The organism is Natrinema sp. LJW11 (assembly GCF_056135975.1).
In genome coordinates this window covers 588,500-606,915 of record NZ_JBWBDM010000001.1, presented here as the reverse complement: position 1 = coordinate 606,915, position 18,416 = coordinate 588,500, and the positions used below count along the sequence as shown (strand labels likewise).

The 18,416-nt window shown below is 64.3% G+C and carries 20 protein-coding genes; 6 read left to right on the top strand and 14 right to left on the bottom strand.

Features of this window, described 5'->3' with window-relative positions:
- Positions 1 to 64: 64 nt before the first annotated feature.
- Positions 65 to 877 (bottom strand): helix-turn-helix transcriptional regulator, encoded by an 813-nt coding sequence (locus AC0QDI_RS02995; protein ID WP_474665091.1) that lies wholly within the window; start codon positions 875 to 877, stop codon positions 65 to 67.
- A gap of 339 nt (positions 878 to 1,216) precedes the next feature.
- Here AC0QDI_RS02995 and AC0QDI_RS02990 point away from each other — a divergent pair, with 339 nt between their 5' ends.
- The gene (locus AC0QDI_RS02990; protein WP_474665089.1) at positions 1,217 to 1,672 is read left to right on the top strand and encodes a YbhB/YbcL family Raf kinase inhibitor-like protein; all 456 of its coding nucleotides are present in this window, start codon (positions 1,217 to 1,219) and stop codon (positions 1,670 to 1,672) included.
- Between the two features lie 56 nt (positions 1,673 to 1,728).
- Here the strand turns inward: AC0QDI_RS02990 and nucS are convergent, their stop codons facing one another.
- Complete coding sequence (gene nucS / locus AC0QDI_RS02985; protein ID WP_474665087.1) at positions 1,729 to 2,472, bottom strand: endonuclease NucS; 744 nt, start codon at positions 2,470 to 2,472, stop codon at positions 1,729 to 1,731.
- Between the two features lie 124 nt (positions 2,473 to 2,596).
- Here nucS and AC0QDI_RS02980 point away from each other — a divergent pair, with 124 nt between their 5' ends.
- Positions 2,597 to 3,169 carry a twin-arginine translocation signal domain-containing protein gene (locus tag AC0QDI_RS02980; protein WP_474665085.1) on the top strand — a complete coding sequence of 191 codons (573 nt, stop codon included), beginning with the start codon at positions 2,597 to 2,599 and terminating at the stop codon, positions 3,167 to 3,169.
- Positions 3,170 to 3,223: 54 nt separating this feature from the next.
- Here AC0QDI_RS02980 and AC0QDI_RS02975 read toward each other — a convergent pair whose 3' ends face one another.
- Positions 3,224 to 3,709 (bottom strand): DUF7984 family protein, encoded by a 486-nt coding sequence (locus AC0QDI_RS02975; RefSeq protein ID WP_474665083.1) that lies wholly within the window; start codon positions 3,707 to 3,709, stop codon positions 3,224 to 3,226.
- Positions 3,710 to 4,193: 484 nt separating this feature from the next.
- On the opposite strand from AC0QDI_RS02975, the gene AC0QDI_RS02970 reads away from it, so the two are divergent.
- Positions 4,194 to 6,128, top strand: coding sequence for a beta-CASP ribonuclease aCPSF1 (locus AC0QDI_RS02970; protein ID WP_474665081.1), 1,935 nt, complete (start codon positions 4,194 to 4,196; stop codon positions 6,126 to 6,128).
- 300 nt (positions 6,129 to 6,428) lie between these two features.
- Here the strand turns inward: AC0QDI_RS02970 and bluB are convergent, their stop codons facing one another.
- The 7 genes from bluB to AC0QDI_RS02935 form a co-directional block, all read right to left on the bottom strand.
- Positions 6,429 to 7,127, bottom strand: coding sequence for a 5,6-dimethylbenzimidazole synthase (gene bluB / locus AC0QDI_RS02965; RefSeq protein WP_474665079.1), 699 nt, complete (start codon positions 7,125 to 7,127; stop codon positions 6,429 to 6,431).
- Between the two features lie 95 nt (positions 7,128 to 7,222).
- A complete protein-coding gene (locus AC0QDI_RS02960; RefSeq protein ID WP_474665077.1) occupies positions 7,223 to 8,140 on the bottom strand; it encodes an endonuclease III domain-containing protein in 918 nt (305 codons plus the stop codon).
- 78 nt (positions 8,141 to 8,218) lie between these two features.
- A complete protein-coding gene (locus tag AC0QDI_RS02955) occupies positions 8,219 to 8,632 on the bottom strand; it encodes a DUF371 domain-containing protein (protein ID WP_474665075.1) in 414 nt (137 codons plus the stop codon).
- Positions 8,633 to 8,692: 60 nt separating this feature from the next.
- Positions 8,693 to 9,079: a hypothetical protein gene (locus tag AC0QDI_RS02950; RefSeq protein WP_474665073.1), complete on the bottom strand. Its 387-nt coding sequence runs from the start codon at positions 9,077 to 9,079 to the stop codon at positions 8,693 to 8,695.
- Between the two features lie 65 nt (positions 9,080 to 9,144).
- Positions 9,145 to 10,488 carry an alkaline phosphatase family protein gene (locus AC0QDI_RS02945; RefSeq protein WP_474665071.1) on the bottom strand — a complete coding sequence of 448 codons (1,344 nt, stop codon included), beginning with the start codon at positions 10,486 to 10,488 and terminating at the stop codon, positions 9,145 to 9,147.
- A 192-nt stretch (positions 10,489 to 10,680) separates the two neighbouring features.
- Entirely contained in the window at positions 10,681 to 10,815 is a 135-nt protein-coding gene (locus AC0QDI_RS02940; RefSeq protein ID WP_474665069.1) for a hypothetical protein, read from the bottom strand.
- Between the two features lie 148 nt (positions 10,816 to 10,963).
- A complete protein-coding gene (locus tag AC0QDI_RS02935; protein ID WP_098726898.1) occupies positions 10,964 to 11,494 on the bottom strand; it encodes an inorganic diphosphatase in 531 nt (176 codons plus the stop codon).
- A gap of 205 nt (positions 11,495 to 11,699) precedes the next feature.
- Here AC0QDI_RS02935 and AC0QDI_RS02930 point away from each other — a divergent pair, with 205 nt between their 5' ends.
- Complete coding sequence (locus AC0QDI_RS02930; protein ID WP_474665067.1) at positions 11,700 to 12,059, top strand: PadR family transcriptional regulator; 360 nt, start codon at positions 11,700 to 11,702, stop codon at positions 12,057 to 12,059.
- On the opposite strand, the gene AC0QDI_RS02925 is transcribed toward AC0QDI_RS02930, so the two are convergent.
- Together AC0QDI_RS02925 and rnhA are read right to left on the bottom strand one after the other, a co-directional pair.
- Positions 12,053 to 12,691: a DUF7108 family protein gene (locus AC0QDI_RS02925; protein ID WP_474665065.1), complete on the bottom strand. Its 639-nt coding sequence runs from the start codon at positions 12,689 to 12,691 to the stop codon at positions 12,053 to 12,055. The two genes, AC0QDI_RS02930 and AC0QDI_RS02925, sit on opposite strands and share 7 nt — an antisense overlap.
- Positions 12,692 to 13,224: 533 nt before the next feature.
- On the bottom strand, positions 13,225 to 13,818 hold the full coding sequence (rnhA, locus tag AC0QDI_RS02920; protein ID WP_273740619.1) for a ribonuclease HI: 594 nt from the start codon (positions 13,816 to 13,818) through the stop codon (positions 13,225 to 13,227).
- Positions 13,819 to 13,980: 162 nt separating this feature from the next.
- On the opposite strand from rnhA, the gene AC0QDI_RS02915 reads away from it, so the two are divergent.
- Positions 13,981 to 14,943, top strand: coding sequence for a transcription initiation factor IIB (locus AC0QDI_RS02915; RefSeq protein ID WP_226041817.1), 963 nt, complete (start codon positions 13,981 to 13,983; stop codon positions 14,941 to 14,943).
- Between the two features lie 71 nt (positions 14,944 to 15,014).
- Here AC0QDI_RS02915 and gfcR read toward each other — a convergent pair whose 3' ends face one another.
- Positions 15,015 to 15,674: a transcriptional regulator GfcR gene (gfcR, locus tag AC0QDI_RS02910; protein WP_474665063.1), complete on the bottom strand. Its 660-nt coding sequence runs from the start codon at positions 15,672 to 15,674 to the stop codon at positions 15,015 to 15,017.
- Entirely contained in the window at positions 15,671 to 16,795 is a 1,125-nt protein-coding gene (locus AC0QDI_RS02905) for a glucose 1-dehydrogenase (protein WP_474665061.1), read from the bottom strand. The genes gfcR and AC0QDI_RS02905 overlap by 4 nt, the downstream gene beginning before the upstream one ends.
- A 222-nt stretch (positions 16,796 to 17,017) precedes the next feature.
- On the opposite strand from AC0QDI_RS02905, the gene AC0QDI_RS02900 reads away from it, so the two are divergent.
- Positions 17,018 to 18,328: an HAD family hydrolase gene (locus AC0QDI_RS02900; RefSeq protein ID WP_474665059.1), complete on the top strand. Its 1,311-nt coding sequence runs from the start codon at positions 17,018 to 17,020 to the stop codon at positions 18,326 to 18,328.
- Positions 18,329 to 18,416 lie beyond the last annotated feature (88 nt).

The window sequence follows — 18,416 nt, the reverse complement described above, 5'->3', positions numbered from 1 at the left end:
CTCCGTCAGCAGTTCTCGGCTGACCGATTTGCCAGTCCGATGGCGACGGTCGTCGCCAGCGGCGTTACGACGTCGCGTGTGACTCGAAGGTGGTGGGGTCTACCGGGGTCGCCTCCGCTCGAACCTGCTCGAAGACCGAGATTGCCCAGTCGCGAGCCTCCTGGGCGTCCGTGTCAATGACCGCCACGAGCGCCCCGGTTTCGGCGTCGTGGCAACAGATGCCGGCCCGGTCGTCCACGATACCGAGGCCGCAGCGGTCGCCGTCGGGGAGGTGATCGTGGACGAGGACGGTCGCGTTCTCGCAGGCGGCGACCTCCGTGATCCGGTCCGGGTTCCAGACGAACATTCCCTCCAGAGCCTCGGGTGTGAATACGTACTCGAACGTCATTCCCTCGAGGACTGCGCCGCAGGCTGTCTCGAGGTTGCTCGATTTGTAGACGATGTTATCGAACCCGCGCAACGACGAGGTCGACGAGATGAGGTGACTGAGACGCTCGACGGGCTCGTAGGGGTAACCCGGCCCGGGGTAGGAAACCACCGCGTCGGCGAAGAGGTCGACGGAGAAGCCCGGCATCTCGACCGGCAACCACCGCCAGACGTCGCGAAGCTTCTCTTCGATCTCCATCGCGTTCCGGAGAGCCAGGAACCGGTCGGCGACGTACTCGCCGAGAGGAGTCAACTCGTACGCGGGGCCGTCTCTGACGATCCACCTGCGCTCTTCGAAGTCGGCGAGCGCCCGTCCGACGGTCGGCGAAGAGGCACCAGTGACCTCACACAGCTCTCGACGCTCCGTCGGTCCGTCCCTCAGCGTCTCGAGGACCCCAACGCGGTGGGCTGACGTGGCCAGGAACTGGACGTTGTCGATTCCCGTAGTCATACGGAAAGTAGGGGCGCGAGAGACTTAGCGCTTCTACCGTCGGGAGAGACAGGCGACTTTACGTTCGAGGGGCTCAGCTAGAGCAAGTGGCGTGTCCACCACCTGCTTCTCAGCCCACCTCGATAGTGGCGACGTACCTCAGTCGTGGTGCCGATGTGGCAGTCACCACTTGCCGCAATTGCGCCCTGTCTTCAGCACGGCTGTTGAAACCCATTAGCGATTGAGGGGTTCAACAAGGCCGGATTCTATCGATACTGTCGTGACCCCGAAGAGCTGTAAGGTTCTTCTATTGCGGCGGTGAACGGCCGACGTGAGGGTCACACGACGGAGCTGATCAGCATGGTAGATTTCACGCTCGAGAGCTCGGAGTTCGACGACGGCGACCGAATTCCGGAGGAGTACGGCTACACGAAAGACAACGTCAACCCGCACCTCGAGATCGACGGCGTTCCGGCCGACGCCGAGGCGCTCGCGCTGGTCGTGGACGACCCCGATGCGAAGGAACCCGCCGGTGAGGTGTGGGACCACTGGGTGGTCTGGAACGTCTCGCCGGAGATCGGGACGATTCCGGAAGACTGGCAGTCGGACGACGCGACCGTCGGAACGAACGATTGGGGGGAACGCGACTACGGCGGCCCGGATCCGCCGGACGGGGAACACAGCTACCGATTCAAACTGTTCGCGCTGGATACGTTGCTCGAACTCGGACCCGACGCCCGCGCGGACGACCTCGAGTCGGCGATGGACGGCCACGTCCTCGAGCGAGCGCAACTCGAGGGAACGTATCCGGCCTGACGGATCGGCTGGACTCGAGCGTCACGGGACAGTTCCTCGGCCGGGGCTCGACGGAATCACTCGGCCGGCGGCTCGAGCGAGACGAACTCGAGGCCGTGATCGGTCAGGAGCCGCCGGGCGCGATCGGTCACCGACGGGGCGACCAGTATCCCGCGAACGGCCGCATCGGCGTGTAAATCGCGCTCGAGCGCGTCGACGTAGCGTCGAAGCTGGCTCACCGCATCGGGGCCGACGCGGCGGCGCTTCAGTTCGACCACGACCGCCCGCCCGGTCGAGTCCTCGCCGTAGATGTCGACCGCACCGGCCGGCGTGTCGCGCTCGGTCGCCAGCGGCGTGAACCCCGTCTCGAGCAGCTTCGGCTCCTCGAGGATCCGCTGGCGGAGATCCTCTTCGGTCCCCACGAGGGCGAGTTCGTTCTCGTCCGAGCCCGAGAACGCGGACACCTGCAGGACCTCCTGAAACCTGACACGCAGCCGCTCGTCCGGCGTCGACCGGAGACTCTCGAGGATCAGCGTCCCGTCCGCACAGGACGCCTCGTGGGCACAGCCCGGCGGCTGCCAGTTGACCGGCTGCTGGCCCTCGTCGGTGTGGACCAGCGCCGCCCCGTCGGGTTTGAGCATGACGTGGCGATCCCCCGCCTCGAGATAGCTCGTCGCTCGGCCGTCGTAATCGACGGTACATCGCCCGTAGACGGTGACGATGGCGTCGCTATCGATTCCGCGGGCGATCACGTCGCGGGCCGCCGTCGGCGTCGGGCGCTGGAGGGTTTCCGTTCGGTCGTCGTACTCGGAGTCCGTCACTGGCCGTACTAGCACCGGGACCGATAAAAGGACCCCGCTGTCGGGCGGATTCGTCGCGATTCGACGGGCCTGAGTCCGGACCAACGCAGAAGGTATATCCACGTTCGTCCCCGCGCAAGACACGATGTCGAACCTATCGACCCGTCGCGGGTTCCTCGCACTGTCCGGTACCGGCGCAGCCGCAATGCTAGCCGGCTGCTCTCAACTCGATTCGATGGGGCAATCGAACGACGATGGGGAGAACGCGGTCACGCTAACGATCACGCCGGACCGGGAGGCGTTGGCCAGTCTCGAGGAGGAAATTCGAGCCGATATCGACGACGGAAATCTCAGCGAACAGGAAGCGGGACGGGAGTTCGAGAAGGGACGAGCCGAGCTGACGAAAGAAGCCACGACGTCGTTCGAAGAATCGGCCGGCGAGCGCGACATTTCGATCGAGAAGTCGGAACCGAAGTACGGACTGCTTCGCGTAACGGGTCCCGACGAAGCGATCATGGATGCCCTTCAAAACGGAGTTGTCGGCGGGATTTATCCCGGTGAGCGCTACGAGCTGTTCGTTCAGCAACAACAGCGACAGGAGCAACAACGGGCGATGCTCGAAGAACAGCAGCGATCACAAGAGGGGAACGAGACGAACGGCTCCGACTCCGGGAACGTGACCACCGGCTCCGGTTCCGGCAACGAGACGGCCGAGTGACTCGAGCACCGGCCGATAGTCGGACGTTCCCAGGGAATTCACCGCTCGATGGGGTCACCGCTCGAGACTGAACGGACTCTCGCGTTCGGTCCAGTTCCAGCCCGGGAGTCGCTCCTGAAAGCCGGCGGCGAGCGCCGCCTCGCAGTCGTCGATACCGGCGTTCTCGCTCGCGTCGCCGTGGACCATGGTGTCCGCGTAATGGAACGTCGCCTCGCCGAGCGTCCGCAGCGGTTGGTCGCCGGCGATCGTCGCGGCCAGTTCTCGCCCGAGGAGTTCGTCGACCACGAACCCCGGGTAATCGTTCTCCACGTCGAGATCTCTGAGAATGGCGACCAGGGCGGTGACGTTGACGGCCAGGTCGCCGTCGGCGAAGACGGCGTCGACCTCCTCACGGTACCGATCCGCCGTCACCGCGTCTACGTCGGTACCGAAGACCTCGCCGAGGTCGTCGCGGACGTCGTTGATAAGCACGACGGTCCGATCGGCGCGGTCGACGACCCAGTTTCGTTCCTCGCGGACTCGAGCGGGCGTGATGTGCATGGAGGGGACGACGATACCGGTCCCCAAAACGCTGTACCATCGGTCGCAACCGTGCCGTCGACGAGCGCGATGTGCCATCCAACGCTCTGGACGTGACTGCGTTGTGTTCGCGCCGCGGTCTGCCGTTCACTACCTGTCTGCCGACGGTATACTGCCTTTGTGGCCAGGTTTTGCGAAGGCTTTTATACTACGCAAAGAATAGCCTCGAGTAAGCGGGTTCTCCCTGGAATTGTCCCGCACGAACCAGGATAACCGATCCGGGGGCGTCTTCGTCAGGTATGGAGTTGAATACGATAACTCGGGAGACGAGACGGAGTGAGAGCTACGTTGTCCCGTTCGGACATCGCTCTCACATATCGTGGCGACCATCCGTCAACGGTCGTCACGACACTGCAATCCGACGCTGGTCTCCTATCGATTCTGCCCCATCCGGCGGCGCACTCGATCCCGGACGGCGAGTTCACGCAAGCCACATTGGCGACCTATGAGCACTGTAGAGCAGCAACTCGACGATCTCGAAGCACAGATCACGAGCGAGTTACCGAGCGATATCTCGGTCTCCTCGGTGAAATACGAAGGCCCCGAACTGGTGGTCTACACGCGCGATCCGAAGAAGTTCGCCCAGCAGGGCGACCTCATTCGGCAACTCGCGAGCAAGCTACGCAAGCGGATCACCGTCCGGCCCGACCCCAGCGTCCTCTCGCGACCCGAACAGGCCCGCGAGGAGATCATGAACGTCGTCCCCGAGGACGCGGGAGTCACCGACCTCGACTTCCACGCCGACACGGGCGAAGTCGTCATCGAGGCCGAAAAGCCCGGCATGGTCATCGGCCGTCACGGGTCGACGCTCCGCGAAATCACGAAGACCGTCGGCTGGACGCCCGAAGTCGTCCGCACGCCGCCGATCGAGTCCTCGACCGTCTCGAACGTCCGCAGCTTTCTCAAACAGGAGCGCGACGAGCGCCGCGATATCCTCGAGAAGGTCGGCCGACAGATCCACCGCGAGGAGATGTCCGACGACGAGTACGTCCGCATCACGACGCTGGGCTGTTGTCGCGAGGTCGGCCGCGCATCCTTCATCCTCTCGACGCCCGAGACGCGGATCCTCATCGACTGCGGTGACAAACCGGGTGCCGAAGGCGAAGTCCCCTATCTCCACGCGCCCGAGGCGCTGGGCGCGGGCCCACAGACCATCGACGCAGTCGTCCTCACGCACGCCCACCTCGACCACTCCGCGCTGATTCCGCTCCTGTTCAAATACGGCTACGACGGCCCGATCTACTGTACCGAACCGACGCGAGATCTGATGGGACTGCTGACGCTCGACTACCTCGACGTCGCGGCCAAGGAAGGCCGAAGCCCCCCCTACGAGAGCGAGCAGGTCCGCGAGGCGATCAAACACTGCATCCCCCTCGAGTACGGCGACGTCACGGACATCGCGCCGGACGTCAAACTCACCTTCCACAACGCCGGTCACATTCTCGGCTCGGCCGTCTCGCACTTCCACATCGGTGACGGCCTCTACAACGTGGCCTTCTCCGGCGACATTCACTACGACGACACCCGCCTGTTCAACGGCGCGGTCAACGACTTCCCGCGGGTCGAGACGCTCGTCCTCGAGTCGACTTACGGCGGTCGAAACGACTATCAGACCGACCAACAGGACTCCGAGCGGAACCTGATAGAGGTCATCAACGACACCCACGACAAGGGCGGGAAGGTCGTTATTCCCGCCTTCGCAGTCGGTCGGTCACAGGAGATCATGCTCGTCCTCGAGGAGGCGATGCGCAACGGGAAAATTCCCGAGATGCCGGTCCACCTCGACGGGATGATCTGGGAGGCGACGGCGATCCACACCACCTACCCGGAGTATCTCCGAGACAACCTCCGAGACCGCATCTTCCACGATGACGAGAACCCGTTCCTCGCCGAGGAGTTCAACCACATCGACGCCGGCGAGGAGGAACGACAGGAGGTCGCCGACGGCGAACCCTGTATCATCCTCTCGACGTCCGGGATGGTCACCGGCGGCCCGATCATGTCCTGGCTCGGCCACCTCGGCCCCGATCCGGACTCGTCGCTCGTCTTCGTCGGTTACCAGGCGCAAGGAACCCTCGGTCGACGCATCCAGAACGGTTGGGACGAGATCCCCACCAGCGAAGTCGGTTCGATGGGTGGCGGCGACGGCCGCGGGACCCTCTCGCTGAACATGGGCGTCGAGACCGTCGACGGCTTCTCCGGCCACGCCGACCGTGCCGGCCTCGAGAACTTCGTCAAGACGATGAATCCGCGCCCCGAGAAGGTGCTCTGCGTCCACGGTGACGAACGCTCCACGCAGGACCTCTCCTCGGCGCTCTACCACGACTACGACATGCGAACCTTCGCACCGAAGAACCTCGAGACCTTCCGCTTCCTCTGAAAGTCTCCGAAAACGCGGAGCGTTTTCGAGAAGCCAAAAATCGCGGAGCGATTTTTGAGCTCCCTCGTTCGGCCTTGGCAGGCCTCACTCGCCCTTTTCATTTCCACCAGGACAGCTCATAGCGCGGCGCGCGGATCCGCGCGCCGCGCCAGGTGACCTGCCCTTCCCCGCGACTCGAGCGCGCGCCTCGAGTAGGAGGCGCGCGCTCGAGTCGGCCGCTGTGGACGATCGATCTATGTAACAGAGTCAGGGAATCCAGCTGTCACGGAACTACCACGGTAAGTCCGGATCGGACGATCGTTAACTGCTGTCCGACGAAATGGCCGCTTCGCCGTCGGTCTCTGTCGACTCGTCCGCGTCCCATCGCTCCTCGTGGACGAGCGGCTCCACCTCGAGCCGATCGCGCCAGCCCTCCCGCTGGAGCACCGGTTCCTCGGGGAAGCCGTCCTCGGGGTAGCCCAAACAGAGGTACGCGACCGGCTCGACGTGCGGTGGAATCCCGAGGACCTCCCGGACCTCGTGCGGGTAGAGGACGCTCACCCAGCCGACGCCGACGCCCTCCGCTCGAGCGGCCAGCCAGAGGTTCTGCACCGCGAGACAGGTCGAGTACACGTCTGTCTGCGTCATCGAACTGCGACCCAACACGTGGGGCGCGCCGCGGGTCGGATCGCAGGTGACGCAGATATTGACCGGAGACTCGCGGATCCCCTCGAGTTTCAGCGCGGCGAACTCGCTTTTCCGTGGCTCCTCGTACCCTTCGCGGGCGGCCGCGATGGCGCGCTCCGCGATCTCTGCGATTGCGGCTTTCGTCCCGTCGTCGCTGACGACGACGAGGTCCCACGGTTGCGAAAAGCCGACGCTCGGGGCGTGATGTGCGGCCCGAATCAGTCGCTCGAGGAGCTCGTCCGGAATCGGTTCGTCGCGAAACCGCCGGATATCGCGCCGGGCGTAGATCGCCTTGTACACCGCGTCCCGTTCCGCATCGGTGAATGCAACCATCGGTTCAGTTCTCCAACCAGGATTGCATAAAGTCGGTGACTGCCCGTCGACGCGGGGCTTCGAACGGAGGACCGTAGTAGTCGACCGTCAGTCGGTCACTCGAGCGTCTCGGCCGGGTCCACGACCTCGTCCGTCGCGGGGTAGACTCCCACCTGATCGCAGATATCGGCCATCGGACAGGCGTCGGGATCCTCGAGACAGGCGGGTTTCCGCGCGGTGCAGTACTCGCGACCGAACTGGATCGTCGCCGTGTGGCCGAACCCGCACTTCGCCGCGGGTACGTCCCGCTCGAGGACGGCCCGAACCCCCTCGTGGTCCGCGTCCGGCGGGGCGATCCCCATGCGCCGATAGATCCGGTGGACGTGCGTGTCGACGGGGAAAACGCCGCCGCGACCGCCCGCGAAGAGCAACACGCAGTCGGCGGTCTTCGGGCCGACGCCGCGGACCTCGAGCAGCGTCTCGCGAACCGTTTCGGGATCCTCGTCCTTGACGAAGGCGTCGAACGCCGCGGCGGAGCCGAACTCCTCGAGAACCCACGCCGCGACATCGATGAGCGTCTCGGACTTCTGGTTGTACAGCCCCGCACCGCTGATCGTTTCGGCGAGTATCGACTGCTCGGCGCCCGCGAGCGATTCGGCGAGGTCGACGTCCTCGGCTCGCGGTCGTCCGCTCACGGCTTCGCCGTTCGCATCATCGAGACCCTTACGTTGTTTGCGCCTCGCACCGCTCGCACCGTTCGCGTCGCGTTGGGACGCACTGCCGTCGTAGCGCTCGAGCAGCGCGTCGTGGGCCGGCTGACTCGCCTTGTCGCTGGTGTTCTGACTCAGAATCGTCCGGACCAGGCAGGTGAAGGCGTCCTGTCCGCCGTAGGTCTTCTGCCAGTAGAGTTCGCCCAGCCGATCGACGACGCGTTCCGCTCGCGTGTCGGCCGTCGCGGGATCGAACTCGGCGGCCGCGCCGCCACCCTCCCTGCCGCCGCTGATGTTCACGGTCGGCTCCGGATCGTCGCTCATAGCCGTCCGTTCGGACTCGGCGACCAAAACCGCGACGGAGGCCGGACTCGAGTTCGCCGATTTCGGATCCCCCGCCTCTCAGTCGACGGAGATCGTCACCGTCGCTTCGGCCCCGTCGGCCAGTGCTGCGACGAGATCACGGTCGAACCCTTCGGCCGCGAACTCGGCATCGAGCACGATCGTTCGGTCGTCGACGTAATCGCTCGTCCGGCCGACCGCGCTGCGCTCGCTGGTGAACTCGAGGGCCGGATCACCGCGTCCCGTCACGGACTCCGTATGGCCGTCGGCCTCAAGGGTGACCGTAATCGTCGCGTCGGCGTCCCGGCAGGCCGCGACGAAGTCGGGATCGAAATCCGCCGGCGCACGGTCGGCCTCGATCGCGAGGATGCAATCGCCGGCGGCGGTGAGAAAGTCGTCCGTCGTCACTTCGAAGGTGCTCGCGTGCTCGGCGCTGACGTTCTCGTGGCCGCGAGCGTGGATTACCTCGTCCATAGAAGGCGGTTCGGTGCCGGCCGGAAAACGGGATCGAATCGGAGCGGTGGCGGCGGTGGATTACGGGCCGGACGTCGATCGATACCCCGATCGGAATTCGCGAACGCCCGCGCCGAGGACGTTTCCGAGGACGACGACGAGCAGGATCACGACGATCCCGCCGCTCCACTCGGCGTGCAGCGAACTCGTCCCGATGCCCGCGACCGCGACGAACGCCGCACCGGCGGTCGCGAGACAGGCTAGCCCCAGTTGGAGCTGCGAGCCGGTTCGACGCGATAGCAGGTACTGGGGGAATCCGACGCCGACGGCCAGATAGACCGCGATTCCGATCGGCGTGACGCCGAGCACGGCCGGGCTCTGGGTGATCGCGCTAACGGCACCGGCGAGCAAGAACGCGAGCGTCACACTCGCTCCGACGACGCGAACATCACTCATAATATCGTTCATACTGCCCGACAGAATACGAATAAAAATATACCTTTCGTCTGTTCAGCGAACTGATGAGACGGCGATCAGGCGAGACTCGTGCCGTCGAAATCGCCGCGACTGTAGTCGATCCCCATCAGATCGAGGATCGTCGGCGTGATATCGAACAGGTCGGCGTCCTCGATCGTCGCGTCCGGGCTGTCGATGTACAGCGACGTATCGTCGAAGCTGTGCATCCCGTTTCGCGGCCCCGTCGTGAATATCTCGGAGTCGGCCTTGAAGCCGGATTTGAGGTCGAAGCCGTTGGTCGGAATCGCGACCAGGTCGGGTGCGATGTCGGCGTGATCGCCGCGGAAGGCTTCCTCCTTCTCGACGACGCGGTCGACTACCTTGTTGCCGTTCGGTCCCTCGAGCGCCTCGAGGTCGGCCTTGAGTTCGTCCCGGACCGCGTCGTACTCGTCCTCGGGGACGGCACCGCGGGGTTCCCGACCCTCGAGGTTGATGTAGAACCGACCCGGGATGAACGAGTAGGCCTTCGCGTCGTCGGAAATGTCGCTCAGTTCCTCGGGCTCGTCGGTCCCGAACGAGAGCCAGCCCTCCTCTAGGAGCCACTCGTTGAAGTGGACCTCGTAGTCGAGGCTGGTAAAGCCGTGGTCGGAGGCGACGATCAGGGTGACGTCTTCGGGCAGCGAGTCGCGCAGGCGGCCGATATAGTCGTCGACCTTCTTGTAGAACTCGATAAACTCGTCGCGGTACTCCCCGTCGCGCTCGTAGTCCTTGAACAGGAAGTGGTTGACTCGGTCGGTGGTCATGAAGACGCCGAAGAACAGGTCCCAGTCGTCCTCCTCGATGTAGTGCTGGAACGCCTCGTACTGCGCGTCGACCGTCGCGTGGGCGTCCTCGATGAACTCGGATTTATCGTCCTGATGGCCGAGCTTCGGATTGACGTCGATCCGGTAGTCGAGCGTCTCGAGGTAGTCGCGGACGTCGTCCGGATAGGCTGCCTTGTCGAGGCCGGGCGAGAGGAAGCCCGAGACCATCCGCTGGACGTCTCGCTGGGGCGGGAAGGTGACGGGAACGTTCATCACGGTCGCCTTGCGGCCGTTCTCCTGGACGCGGTCCCAGACGCGGTCGGCCTGGACGTCGCGGCCCATCGGGACGTAGGTGTCGTAGGTGCCGACCTCGCGGTCCTGGAAGCCGTACACCCCCGTCTCACCGGGGTTCACGCCGGTCGTCAGCGACGGCCAGCAGGCGCTGGATTCCGGCGGAACGATGCTCGAGATCTCCTCGGCGGTCCCGTTCTCGGCGATCGCAGCGAAGTTCGGGAACAGTTCCTCGTTCTCCGAGAGGAGACTATACGGCACGCCGTCGACCCCGATAAATGCGACACGGGGGTCTCCGTCGCCCCGTAGTCGGTCGAACAGACCCATGGGCGGACGTAGTCCGACCGCATACAAGAAGCTTCGTTTCGAGACAGTGTTTTGCGAACGGCTGACACTCCGGTCGCTGCACCGCCGGACGGCCGTCGATGATCCGGTAGTCAGCCGCCGGGGATGTCAGCGATCGGTAGCTGATGGGAAATTGCGGCAGACGACCACCGAATCGGGACGGACAGCGGATCGTTACTCCTCGCGTTCGCTCGAGTCCTCGGGGTCGAAGTTAGTCGGAACGACCGTGGGATGGGCCATGCCGGCGGCGGCCTCGACTGCGTCGTCGGCCGACGGAGACGTTCGCGCGGAAGCGTTGGATGCTGCCATACACTGAGTAATGACGGGAGCTTCGGGGATAAAATTACCCATGCTCATACTGCATGTCCCGACCGGTCGCGGATTACTCTCGTGAATCGGCTCGTCCCGTGAGAAAATACGGATCCCAACGCGGATCGCACCGCCGTTAGGTCCGTCGCTAGAAGTTCTCGTCGTAGAGATCCTGAGCGTGTTCGATCGCGTCGTAGGCCGCCTGTTTGTCCTCCCAGCCCAGCGTCTCGACTTCCTTGCCCTCCTCGAGGTTCTTGTACGTCGAGAAGAACTCGTCGATCTCGTCGAGTTCCTGTTGTGGGATGTCGTCGAGATTCTGGATGTGGTCGTAGCGCGGGTCCTCGCTCGGGACGGCGATGACCTTGTCGTCTTGCTCGCCGTCGTCGTCCATCTTCATCAGCGCGACGGGACGGGCCTCGATAACGCAGCCGGGGAAGGTCGCGTCCTCGACGAGGACGAGCACGTCGAAGGGGTCCTCGTCGTCGTAATACGACTGCGGGATGAAGCCGTAGTCGCTCGGATAGTGGACGTTGCTATGCAAGACGCGATCGAGGACGACGCCCGGAACGTCCTTATCGTACTCGTACTTGTTTCGCTCGCCCTTGAGACACTCCACGACGGCGTAGATCTCTTCTGGCGGATTCGGTCCGGTCTCGAGGTCTTCCCAGAGGTTGACCATGTATCTGAGAGTTCACGGTCGATCAAAAAGTACTTTCGTAATCGAGTGTCACAAACTACGTGACGGTTGCCAGATATCGAAGAGACACGAATCAGGCATGTACATCCGTATCCGGCGGTATCGTGGCTGATAGCAGGTTGTACAACCGGCTGATACGAAGGGATAGTTGACAAGTCTTAAATACTCTGGTAACATTTGCACACGTATGTCAGAGGCACAATCAATCACCGGCGAACAGAGTATTGCACGCGAACTCACCGCCTTCCAGAACAACATCCTCGTCATCCTCGCCAAGGAACCGATGTACGGCCTGGCGATCAAGCGAGAGCTCGAGGACTACTACGGGACGGAAGTGAACCACGGACGACTCTACCCCAACCTCGACGAGCTCGTCGACCTGGGTCTGGTCGAGAAGAGCGAACTCGACAAGCGAACGAACCAGTACTCGCTGACCGACGACGGCTACGACGCCGTCCTCGACGGCATCCAGTGGGCGCTCTCGAAGGTCGTCACGGGCGACGACCGCGCCGACGAGATCCGCGACATCGTCGAAAACAGCTACTGAGACTCGGCGTCCGGGACCGCCCCAGCAGCGGTCTCGAGAACCAGTTCGATCGACTCCTCGAGCGCATCCTGCTGTTTTTCGGTCGGCCAGGCGTTCCTGACGACGTACTCCGCTCGAAACTCCGCGAGTTCGTCGCCCGTTAGTTCCTCCATCGGCTTCGCGTAGTGATTGCCGGCGAAATCGGCCAGCATCGCCGCGTTGTCGCCGTGCACGTCGCCGTGATCCGCTCTGACCGCTGCGACGAGCTCGCGGTTGTGCTCGTCGACTGCCTCCCAGTCGTCCGGATTCTCGGCCCCCTCGAGCGGAATCTCGACCGCGCGGTCGATGTCCTCGATGCGGTCGGTTCGAATGACGCCGTCCTCGTGCCACTCCTCGGGATGGAGTACCAGCACGTCGTCGCCGTCATCGTCGCGGATGCGGGACGTGAAGTCGTGCTCGTCGAGCAGTTCGTCGGATCGGTTTTCGTAGGCCTCGACCTCGTTTTCGTCGACCGCGGTGCGCTCGAGGCGGGTCAGCCGTTCGACTTCGTCGACGACCTCTCTGGGAAGTTCCGTGCCGTTCGGAGCGTCGGGACCGTCTCCGCCCTGCTGGTCGCCCGCACCGTCGGCGTCGGCTGCGTTCGAATCGGTCATGGGGGAGCGTACGCACTCGAACGGTTTTCCCCTTGCTGATTCGCTCCGAGTGAGCGCAGCGAAGAGCGAATTGTTTACTGCGCAGAATTTTCGATAGTGAGTTCGATGAAAGAAGTGTCCTGCTATCGTGGCACCAGGGAATCGCCACGCCCTCCCCAGCCGATTGCTGCTCACGGGCGCTGCGAGGCGGTGAAACCGCCTCGACGGTCGCGGCGCGTAGCGCCGCGCTCCGCCCGTCTGCTCACGGCGGCGGAGCCGCCGTTCGCATGGTATGCGAGACCGGAGGTCTCGCACTATTCGCATGGTTCGCGGAACCGGAGGTTCCGCGCTAATGCTCACTTCGTTCGCTCATCCCTCGCGCAATATCACCGGCCGCCCTCGCTGTGCTCACGGTTCCCTGCGGTCACCGTTTGCTTTCCGAGGCGCTCACTACGCTCGCGCCTCGCGGCCCTCGGTCGGCCGACAGCGCGCGCCACCGCACACCGGATGGTCGGTCCGGAATGAGAAACGTCTCTACGCTGAATTGAGCGACCCTAGGCCTGATCCAGCGCCTCGTTCACGAGGCCGTCAGCGCGGTCGTTGGCCTCTCGAGGGACGTACTCGAGGGTCCACTCGTCGAACGACTGCAGCAGTTCGTGGACGGTCACGCGCTTCTCGCGGAGTTCGGGGTTGTTGGTATCGTACTCGCCGCGGACCTGCTTGACGATGAGTTCGGAGTCGCCGCGGACGTGCACCTCGTCGTAGTCGTAGTCGCGCGCGGCCTCGAGGGCCGCGATCAGCGCCTCGTACTCGGCCTGATTGTTCGTGGCCGTCCCGATCGTTTCGCCGTCCTCCGCGACGATCCCGTCGCCGGTGACGATCACCCAGCCGATTCCGGCGGGACCGGGATTGCCTCGGGAGCCGCCGTCGAAGTAAACGTGAGCGCGTCCGCCGTTCTCGCGGAGCAGCGCCTCGATATCCCGCGGATCCGACCCCTGAATCACGACCTTGTCGTCGTAGGCGACGGCCGTGGCGCCGCCGCGGCTCGCTCGCCAGCGCTCGTGGTCGGTGTTTCCCGAGTCGACGGCGACGCCCGCCTCCTCGAGTCGTTCGCGGGCCGCCTCGACGTCGCACTCGATGACCGGCATTCGTCTCCGTGATCGGCCAGAATCGGATAAAGGTTTTCCGGTTCCGTTTCGTAAAACTCGGGGATGAACGCTCGTATCGACTGTTTTCGAGCGATACGAGGCAACAGTCCAAAACCCTTCCCAAACCTTTATCTACCATAATGAGACTACTATAAAAGTGCGATGACACGGTCCACCCGCCAGCGGGAGCGAACGCGCGAGACGGACGAGACCGAGGAACAAGAGGGGGAACGTGCCTGCCCCGAGTGTGAATCGGACAATCTCGTCAAGGACTCCGACCGGGGAGAGCTCATCTGCGAAGACTGTGGGCTCGTCGTGGAGGAGGAACAGATCGACCCAGGCCCGGAGTGGCGGGCGTTCAATCACCAGGAACGGCAGGAAAAGTCCCGCGTCGGCGCGCCGACGACCCAGACGATGCACGACAAGGGGCTGACGACGACGATCGACTGGAAAGACAAGGACGCCTACGGCCGCTCGATCTCTTCGAAAAAACGCAGCCAGATGCACCGGTTGCGCAAGTGGCAGGAACGCATTCGAACCAAAGACGCCGGCGAGCGGAATCTCCAGTTCGCGCTCAGCGAGATCGATCGGATGGCATCCGCGCTCGGCGTCCCGCGCTCGGTTCGGGAAGTCGCGTCGGTCATCTATCGGCGCGCGCTCAAAGAAGACCTCATCCGCGGACGATCGATCGAAGGGGTCGCGACATCCGCGCTGTACGCCGCCTGTCGCAAGGAAGGGATCCCGCGAAGCCTCGAGGAGATCTCGGAAGTCTCGCGCGTCGAACGCAAAGAAATCGGTCGCACGTATCGATACATCTCGCAGGAACTCGGCCTCGAGATGCGTCCCGTCGACCCGAAAAAGTACGTCCCGCGCTTCTGTTCTGAACTCGAACTGTCCGAAGAGGTCCAGACCAAGGCCAACGAAATCATCGAGAAGACGGCCGAGGAAGGGCTGCTCTCTGGCAAGTCACCGACGGGGTACGCCGCGGCCGCGATCTACGCCGCGTCCCTGCTGTGCAACGAGAAGAAGACCCAACGCGAGGTCGCCGACGTCGCACAGGTGACCGAGGTGACGATCCGGAACCGGTATCAAGAGCAGATCGAAGCGATGGGCATTCACGGGTAGCCGAACGCGAACTCCGGCTCGACCTTCGATTTTATCGCATCGCGTATTGGCTCCAGCGACCGCGTCGTCGGCTAGTCGTCCTTGCCGACGCTGATGACCTGCAAGAGCGAGTAGACGGGGACGCCCTCGAGCTCCTCGAGGCCCTGTTTGTCGGCGATGACGACGCAGGCGAGGGGCTTTCCACCCTCGGCGCGGATCGCCTCGATCGTCTCGCGCATCGTTGTGCCGCTGGTGATGGTGTCGTCGACGATGTAACATTCTCGATCGCGGATCCCGGCGAAGTTTCTGGAGAACGTTCCGCCGAGGTCTTCGATATCGCCTTCCTCCCACTGGTGTTTCGCGGGGGTGTAGGTCCCGAGATCGGTCTCGAGTTCGCGGGCGACCAGCGTCGCGATCGGGCCGCCGGCCTTCTCGATGCCGATCGTCAGATCGACGCCTTCGCCGTGTTTGGCGAGCATGTCGGCCATCGCCGAGGCGATGGCGCTCATCCGTTTGCTGTCCCGGCCGATCGCGGACCAGTCGACGTGGATGTCCTGTGGGCCGCTCGGACCGGGGGTTTCGTCGGTTCGCTGGGGTGGCTGTTCGGTCGCCTGCGGGGTAGTTCCGCTGCGCTCGACGAGCCAGCTCGCGGTCTCCCGGGAGACGTTCAGCTCGTCCGCGATTTCGCCTTTCGAGAGGCCCCGGGCCGCGAGCTCGGCCGCGCTCTCGATTAAGTCGTCGACGTTTTTCATATGGATGCGAATTCGACCGCCGTTTTTATAGTCGTGTCGTCATCCGACCCTGCCGTCGATGCGGGTCCGGTCGCCGGGACGCGCGCGGTCGCCTTCGGGAACGCCCGATCGACCGCCTCGAGGCCGTAGACGCCGGTCACGATCGATTCGAGCACCCAGTCGGGAAGGCTCGAGAGCGTCTCGATCGCCCGCTCGAAGTGGCGGCGGTTGGAGTTGACGCTGCCGACCAGCGCCTTGTTGTGCAAGACGAGGTCGCGGTGGAGCCGGCCGCCGTCGACCTCGAACGACCAGTCACCGGGGACGCCGAGCAGGGCGGCGACGCCGTTGGGGGCGAGCGCGTCGATCGATTCGAAGGCGTGTTTCGCGTGGCCGGTCGCTTCGTAGACGACGTCCATCGGCTCGTACGCACTCGCGATCTCGGAGACCGGCGTCTCGCGGGAGTCGATGTAGGTCGCGCCGAGTCGCTCCACGATGTCGATCGTCGGGTGCGGCCGATCCTTCCGACCGAGACAGTACACTCGCTCGTACTCGAGCGTCTCCGCGAACATCGCGACGGTCAATAGCCCCAGCGAGCCGGTGCCGAGGACGAGCGCGGATTCGGGCCGCCAGTCGAACGCGGAGCGCGTCGCGCGAGCGTGTTCGATCGCTTTCTCGGTGATGCTGATCGGTTCCACGAGAAAGCCCCACGGAGCCAGTTCGGTGGAAATCGGAATGAGATCCGCCGCCGGACTCGTGACGTACTCCGCCATGAACCCGTGTGCGCCGACGATACCGCGTTCGACGTAGTCGCCGTCGGGGGCCATGTCCGGCTCGCCGGCCTCGAAGTAGTCGTTCGTCTCGATTCCCGGGGGCGGTCGGCGAACCGTCGGGACGACGCACTGACCGTTCTCGAGGGCGGTTCCGTTCGCGTCTTCGACGACGCCGACGGCCTCGTGTCCGAGGATCAGCCGGTCGTCTCCGTCGGGAACGCTCCCGTGGCTCCCGTCGATGACCTCGTAATCGGTTCCGTCGATACCGACGCGACAGATCCGCACGAGCGCTTCGCCGGGAGCGGGTTCCGGAACGGGTCGCTCGACGACCTCCGGGATACCCGCTCCGGGCCGGACTGCGATGGCTTTCATTGTCTCCCGGTAGGAATCGTGACGTTAAATATTTATTCCTACTTGAGTAAATATCGATATGCGCGGCTATCGGGGACGCGAGACCGTCGGGCCCGGATCGATCGGGCGGCGAACCGACCGGGACCGAACCGACTGCGATCGAAACGGCTACGACCGAAACGATTTCGATGGAAACGACTGCGACCGGAAACGGTTATCCGTCCGCCCATGCCTGTAGCCCACATGGAACGGTACGATCTCGTCTACCGGCTCTACGACGAGCACGACACGGCGACGCTGCGGGAGTACCAGGAGTTCGTCGACGTCTTCCCGGCGGTCGACTCCAGAGTCGCGCTCGAGCACTGGCAGGAGGCGACCGAGGAACTCGAAGATCGCAAAGACGAGATCCGCTCGGCGTTCGCGGCCGGCGAGACGTTCGCGGAGATCGCCGCGCGCGCGACTCGCGACCAGGCCTTCACCGCGCTCGACCTCGAGGCGAAGTACGGCCGCGCGGTGAACGTCCTCGTGCTCGACGTCGACGAGACGCTGCGCTCCGCCGGCGGAACGGACAACGAGATCCCCCGGGAGACGCTGCACCTCCTGACGGAGTTCCACGAGGCCGGCGTCCCGATCGTCATCTGTACGGGCCAGACCCTCGAGAACGTCAAGGGTTTCGCGATCCAGGGGCTGGGCAGCGAAATCGTCCACTCGGGAGATCTCTCGATCGTCTACGAGGCGGGAACCGGCGTGTTCACGCCCGGCCACGGCGCGGAGACGAAGCAGTTGCTCTACGAGGACCTCGACGAGTCGATCCGGACGGTCTTCGACGACGTCCGGTCGCGCGTGCTGCCCGAGGCTCCCGAGGGACTCCGGCGGGGCTGTCACCTCCAGGGAAACGAGTTCAACGTCACGATGAAGCCCAACTACGAAACCGGGTCCGCGGACGCCCGCGAAATCATCGACGAGGCGCTGGTCTACCTCATCGATCTGCTCGCCGACGCCGTCGGACGGGGGCTCGAGCGGGCCGACGACGGGGCGGGCGACGAAAACGAGAGTTCGGCCGCCGATGGCGAGGGCGAACCGACTCTCGACGACGAAACGATCACCGACTGGACCCGCGCCTTCTACGCCGCGCAGGACCCCGAGATCAGGGCGGTCCTGGAGGGCGAAGGGGCGTACCCTGACCTCGCGACCGACGACGTTCCCGACCGACTCGCGGCGATCCTCGAGCGGATCGACGTCGCCTACTACGAGGCCGACGCGGCCGAGATCGGAAGTCTCGAACTGAACAAAGTGGTGGGCGTCGAACGCGCGCTCGACGTGCTCGGCGTCGAGGACCCCTTCGCGCTCGTGATGGGCGACTCCAAGAGCGATCTGCGCGTGATGGAGTGGGTCGCCGACAACGACGCCGGGATCGCGGCCGCCCCGGAACACGCCTCGCAGGAGACCTTCCAGCACGTTCTCGAGACGGACGAACTCGTCTTCGATCGCGGGAAGAGCGTCGACGTGCTCCGGACGGTGTACGCGCTCAATCGGCTGGCCCGCCTCGGGTGATCGGCTGACCCGTCTCGGAGGCGCAATATCACCTGATCCGAACCGTCATTCGAGTCGAATCGTCGCCCGATCGATACCGTCGAAATTC